Source organism: Thermoflexus sp., from assembly GCF_042408365.1.
Classification (GTDB): Bacteria; Chloroflexota; Anaerolineae; order Thermoflexales; family Thermoflexaceae; genus Thermoflexus.
On the sequence record NZ_JBHOQJ010000037.1, the window covers coordinates 1 to 5,620 of the forward strand.

Annotated in this window: 6 protein-coding genes; 4 read left to right on the forward strand and 2 right to left on the reverse strand. The window is 63.6% G+C overall.

Features of this window, described 5'->3' with window-relative positions:
• Positions 1 to 194: 194 nt before the first annotated feature.
• The 4 genes from ACFMO5_RS01665 (at position 195) to ACFMO5_RS01680 (ending at position 3,163) form a co-directional block, all read left to right on the forward strand.
• Positions 195 to 395 carry a hypothetical protein gene (locus tag ACFMO5_RS01665; RefSeq protein WP_376791034.1) on the forward strand — a complete coding sequence of 67 codons (201 nt, stop codon included), beginning with the start codon at positions 195 to 197 and terminating at the stop codon, positions 393 to 395.
• A gap of 525 nt (positions 396 to 920) precedes the next feature.
• The gene (locus ACFMO5_RS01670; protein ID WP_376791035.1) at positions 921 to 1,091 is read left to right on the forward strand and encodes a hypothetical protein; all 171 of its coding nucleotides are present in this window, start codon (positions 921 to 923) and stop codon (positions 1,089 to 1,091) included.
• 111 nt (positions 1,092 to 1,202) lie between these two features.
• Positions 1,203 to 1,364 carry a hypothetical protein gene (locus ACFMO5_RS01675; protein WP_376791036.1) on the forward strand — a complete coding sequence of 54 codons (162 nt, stop codon included), beginning with the start codon at positions 1,203 to 1,205 and terminating at the stop codon, positions 1,362 to 1,364.
• Positions 1,365 to 1,702: 338 nt separating this feature from the next.
• Entirely contained in the window at positions 1,703 to 3,163 is a 1,461-nt protein-coding gene (locus ACFMO5_RS01680) for a hypothetical protein (RefSeq protein ID WP_376791037.1), read from the forward strand.
• A 78-nt stretch (positions 3,164 to 3,241) separates the two neighbouring features.
• On the opposite strand, the gene ACFMO5_RS01685 is transcribed toward ACFMO5_RS01680, so the two are convergent.
• On the reverse strand, positions 3,242 to 4,015 hold the full coding sequence (locus ACFMO5_RS01685) for a TIGR01458 family HAD-type hydrolase (RefSeq protein WP_376791038.1): 774 nt from the start codon (positions 4,013 to 4,015) through the stop codon (positions 3,242 to 3,244).
• Positions 4,016 to 4,201: 186 nt separating this feature from the next.
• A partial coding sequence (locus ACFMO5_RS01690) for a helicase-related protein (RefSeq protein ID WP_376791039.1) occupies positions 4,202 to 5,620 on the reverse strand: 1,419 nt, incomplete at its 5' end.

A 5,620-nucleotide genomic window follows, 5' to 3' on the forward strand; every position in this document is an offset into this window, starting at 1 on the left:
GCCGCTTATGCGGCCCGCCCCTCACAGAGATTCCACTGACCACCTCTGTTTGCAACAGAGCACCCAAAGATCACTCTTCGATTATAATTGAGAACGCGATTAAGACCGCTCAAACCATTAAACTCTTGAATCGATCCACAACCCACCTATAAAGGGAGAACCCTAAGCGGTTCAAGCTTCCAGGGGGATGAAGGATGGATCAATTATTGAAGACGCTGCAGCAGTTACATGAACGGATGGATCAGTATGGCGAACGCCTTCGGCAAAACGAGATGCTCACTCGCTATACCTTGATCGATCCCCTCCTGCGGGCTCTGGGCTGGAATACAGAGGATCCCGATCAAGTGATTCCGGAATACACCACGGAGGTTGGGCGCCCGGATTATGTCCTGTAAGCCTCCGGGTCATTGAGGATTGGAGTGGAAGCCAAGAAATTAGGGACCCCGGAGAGCGAGTTCGAGAATGCCCTGCGCAGGGCTCTCCCACTTTACCAGCAGCGTGGCATTCGCTATTACCTGATCACGGATGGCGATCGGTGGATCCTATGGGACATTAGCCGTCCCCGAGATGAGGCCCCTAATCCAATAATCGAGGTCCGTCTCTCTTCAGCTTCAGACCCCAGCCATCTGGGCGATATCGCTCGGAAACTGCTGGCGCTTTGGCAGCCCGCAGCCCCGATCGTTCGTCCTGCCCCTCCCTCAATTGTGTTCCCACCTCCTCCACCTGGTCGGAAAAGCTTGAAGGATTTGCGCCGGACGACGCGACCAGGGCAGCGGCCGCCCGCCCGTTTGCGCTTCCCAGATGGCGCAGCGACACTGCCCCTGGGTTCATGGCGCGCCCTTCTCATCGAAGTGGCCCGGTGGGCCTTGCCCCGCCTGAAAAACCGTGGGCGGTTCCCACTTCACACAAAGGGAGGGGGATTGCTGATCACCCATTCCAGCCGTTCGCTGCGATCCCCTGCAAGGCTGGATGAAGAAGCTTATATCGAGACACATTTCAGCGCCCAAGCCATTCTGCATCATGCCTGCTGGATTATTGAACAAGCAGGGGAGGATCCGGCGCGTGTCATCGTGGAAGAATCCACCGGTTAAAGGAAGAACGGCAGGCCCCTTATCGATGACCCCTCAGTGGATCCGCTTGAGCTCCGTCGGTTCCGCAGATGGGTGGAGCCTCATCGGTGCGGAGGTCCGATGAGGTTTTGCATGGGTGTGACTGGAACGAGCGGTTTCGCCAGCCGGGAGATCGATCCGCTCCTCGGACGCCCGATCCTCGCTCAGCCTTTCCTCAAGCCCGTGGATGAATCCCTGTTCCCGAGGAGATCGGAGCTCGAGCATCTGGCAGGGGGAAGCCGATCGACGGGATGAGCCGTCAGGCCAGCGGTTCTGGGACCAGGCGACAGATCGGCCGCCTGGGGTGATTGCCCTTCCCAGCCCTTTCTCCAGGGTTTGGGAAGCGGAAGTTGCCTTCGGTGACTTTCCTCGCTTTTCCTGATTCCCTCCCTGGCCCCCAGGATGGGCAGCGCCCTGTTTCCTCCCATCCCAGCCCCTCTCTCTCACTTTTGTTGGTCATAAAGATTTAACCACGTTGAGGTTGTATATTTTCTTACCATTCTACCCATAACTTTTGAACACCAAGGACGGTATTTTGATAGAAAATGATCCGTTTTCCGGATCATATCAGGTTGACGGAAAGGAGGCAGACCATGAGGACTTCCTGGATGCGGGCGGGGATGGCCCTGGGCATCGCGGCCCTCGCGCTGATCCTGCTGGCCATGGGGACGGCCTGGGCAGCGGGAGGCGGTTCCTCCGGACTGGCCGCGGTGGTCTCTGGATGGGTCGGGGGGGATACGATCGTGCCCATGAACCATGGGAACCAGGGGCAAGGTCAGTCAGGCACCAGCATCGAGGCCCACAAAACGGCTGAAGGCTTCTGGACCCACGTGATTACGTATGACTGGTCCATCACGAAAACTGTGAGCCCTGATGACCTGACCCTGGCCCTCGGGGAATCCGGCGAGGTGACCTACTGGATCACCGCCACCCGCCACGTGGCAGCGGAGGTCGAGACAGCGGGGGTCCGGGGCACGATCTGCGTGACGAACACAGGAGCGGTGACCACTACCGGATTGGCAATCACCGACGTGGTGGAAGTAAAAACCGGTAGCGGTCAGCCCCAACCATTCATCACGGTGACCGTCAACGTGAGCGCGAAACCTGTGTTAAATCCCGGCGAGACCTATTGCTATCCGTATCAGATACCTTTCAAGCCGAGCTCAGGTGTTCACCAATATCGCAACCACGCCATCGTCACCATCCTGAACCACTCCGGGCACCTTGGGGAGCCCTTCGGGCCGGAGCCGAAGGCAGACTTCTCGTTGCCGGAGCATCCCATTACAGTGACGATCGATGCATCGGCGACCGTGACGGATACGGAGCACTGCCCATCCGGCTTCACCTGCACCCCGAGCGAGACCGGGCCGTGGACGTTCCACGATTCCGACACCGTCTCGTTCCACAAGACGATCACCAATGAGGCTGTCTGCGACGCCACAAGTGTGCTCCATAACATCGCTACCCTCACTGAGTCGGACACCCATGAGACCCGCACCGCGGAGGCGGTGGTGCATTTGACGGCGCCTCCTTGCCCGGTGGCCGGTGGCTGTGTGCTGACCCAGGGCTTCTGGAAGACCCATCCGGACGCGTGGCCGGAGGGCCATCACCCCAATGATCTCTTCTTCTCCAGCGGGAAGACATGGATGGAAGTTCTGTGGACGGCGCCGCGGGGCGATGCGTACTACATCCTGGCCCATCAGTACATCGCCGCCGCCCTGAACGCGGCCGCGGACGCCTCGATGCCGGATGAGGTTCAGGACGCCTTTGAGGATGCGACCGCCTGGTTTGAGACCCATAGCCCAGGTGTCCACGCCTCATCCTCCGATGGGCAGACTGCCATCCACCTGGCGGAGATCCTGGCGGCGTTCAATGAGGGGAGGATGGGCGTGCCGCATTGTGAGGGGGTCGAGGCCGGGCCAGCCAACCCGCCGAAGAGGGGCAGCCAGCGGCCTGAGACGCCACCGGGGCTGGAGAACCGGCCCGAGAGCCCGCCCGGCCAGGAACATCGCCCGAGCACTCCGCCGGGCCAGGGGAAGGGCAAGGGAAAGTAGCCCGATGAGGGAGCGCTCGGATTCTCTCCAGAGCGGACATGCGACAGGGGCCGCCGAGGGCGGCCCCTGTCGCATGCTTTACCCCAGCCACGCTGGGAGCTCGGCCACGGAGCTCAAGACCGCATCCGGGCGGATCGGGCCGTCCAGGTCCGCTGGGCGGAACTTCCCGGTTCGCACCAGGATCCCCCGCATCCCCACCGCCTGCGCCCCGCCCACATCGATCTCGATATCATCCCCAACCATCGCCATCCGCTCCGGAGGCTCCCCCAGGTCCTCCAGGACCATCCGGAAGAAGGCGGGGTCCGGCTTGCCCAGGATCAAAGCCTTTCGCCCGGTCGCCTCCTCCAAGGCCGCCACGAACGGGCCCACATCCAGACGGAGCCCATCGGCCGCCCGCCAGTATCGGGTGCGGCCCAAGCCGATCAACCCAGCCCCCTGTTCCAGGATCAGCCGGAACGCCCGGTTCAGGCGCTCGAAGGTCCACCCTTCCCCGAGATCCCCGATGACCACGTAATCCGGCCGCTGGTCATCGAAGGGCACCCCCTCGAAGTCCTCTCGTGCCCCCTCCGGAACCAGCAGGTAGGCCCGGGCCTGACGGCTGCGCAGGAAACGCCCCGCAGCCCATGGCGGGCTGTAGATCTCCTCGGGTGCCGCCGTGAAGCCCATGCGGCGCAACCGATCGGCCAGCGCCCGGCGGCTGCGGGTGGTGGTGTTGGTGACGAAGCGGACCGCGAGGCCGCTCGCCCGCAGGATGCGGATGGCTTCCACGGCACCAGGGATCGGCCCTTCGGCCGTGTACAGGGTGCCGTCTAAATCGAAGAGGATCGCCGCAAGTTCCCGAGGCGAAGACACAGGCTCCCCTTTCTAAATTATTCAGCCGTATTCACGCCACACCCATCCGAATAGAGGTGGTTTCCTCCAGGGGGCTTTGGGAGCTGAGCTGCGTGCCTTCGGCGCGCGGCTCGGCCCCCTACGAGAACTCCGAATCGAATGGAAACCGGCTGAATATCGAATAGAGAGCGGATCGCCCGGCATGCCTCAGCGCCCCGCCCAAGCCCGGAGCAATCGCTCCAGATCCTGAGGCCAAGTGGGTCGGCGGGGGATCCGCACGGCGCCGTCGGCCACCCAGCCTCCCAGTGTCCGGACCAGGCCATCCGCCTGAGGGGGCGCCGGGCGAAGGACCAGGGTCCGCCCTTCGGTGTAGATCCGTTCGATCCCCGCGCGGGCGGCCAGGATTTTGAATCGCAGCTGCTGGAGCAGGTTACGGGCCTCCTCCGGGGGCGGGCCGAACCGATCCTTCAACTCCGCCGCGATCTCCTCCACCCCTTCCAGCGTCTGAACCCCCGCCATCCGGCGGTAGAGCTGCAACCGGAGCTTTGGATCCGGGACGTAGGTTTCAGGCAGCCCGATGGGCCACGGGAGGTTCAGGGTGACCCCCTCGGGGGAGGGCGGCGGCGGGGGCAACCCCTCCCGCTCCGCCCGCAGCTCCGCGATCGCCCGGTTCAGCATCTTCATATAGAGATCGAAGCCCACCGCGGCGATGTGCCCGTGCTGGCGGGTGCCCAAGATCTCCCCCGCGCCGCGGACCTCGAGGTCCCGCATGGCCAAGGGGAACCCGCCGCCGAGGCCGGGGATCTCATAGATCGCGGCCAGCCGCTCCCGGGCCTCGGCGGTGAGCGGGATCTTCGGATCGTAAAGGAAGTAGGCGTAACCTTGAAGGACGCTGCGGCCCACCCGCCCGCGCAGCTGGTAAAGCTGCGCCAGCCCGAAGAGATCGGCCCGGATCACGATCATGGTGTTGGCGTTCGGGATGTCCAGCCCGCTGCTGATGATGTCCGTGGCCACCAGCACGTCGATCTCGCCCCGGGTGAAGGCCATCATGGTCTTCTCCAGCTGACGGGGCGGCATCTGGCCGTGGGCCATGCCGAAACGGGCTCCAGGCACCAACGCCTCGAGCCGCTCCTTCCAGGCCTCCAAACCGTGCACGCGGTTGTACACCACGAAGACCTGTCCGCCCCGATCCAGCTCCCGCATGATCGCCGATCGCACCAGGCGGTCATCGTAAGGCCCCACATACACCTGCACCGGCAGCCGCTCCTCCGGCGGCGTCTGGATCAGGCTGATATCCCGCAGGCCGCTCAGGGCCAGATACAGGGTGCGGGGGATGGGCGTCGCCGTGAGGGTGAGCACATCCACCTCGGCCCGGAGGCGCTTGAAGTGCTCCTTGTGCATCACCCCGAAGCGCTGCTCCTCATCGATGATCACCAACCCCAAGTCCTTGAAGACCACGTCCGGCTGGAGGAGCCGATGGGTGCCGATCAGGATATCGATCTCCCCCTCCCGCAGCCGGCGCAGGATATCCGCCTGCTCCTTCGGCGAGCGGAGCCGGGTGAGGACCTCCACCACCACCGGGAAGGGGGCGAGGCGGGCGCGGAAGGTCTCGTAGTGCTGGTGGGC

Coding starts and splice junctions, on each gene's coding strand:
- ACFMO5_RS01665 (WP_376791034.1), top strand. CDS start 195: ATGGATCAATTATTGAAGACGCTGCAGCAGTTACATGAACGGATGGAT.
- ACFMO5_RS01675 (WP_376791036.1), top strand. CDS start 1,203: ATGGGTGTGACTGGAACGAGCGGTTTCGCCAGCCGGGAGATCGATCCG.
- ACFMO5_RS01680 (WP_376791037.1), top strand. CDS start 1,703: ATGAGGACTTCCTGGATGCGGGCGGGGATGGCCCTGGGCATCGCGGCC.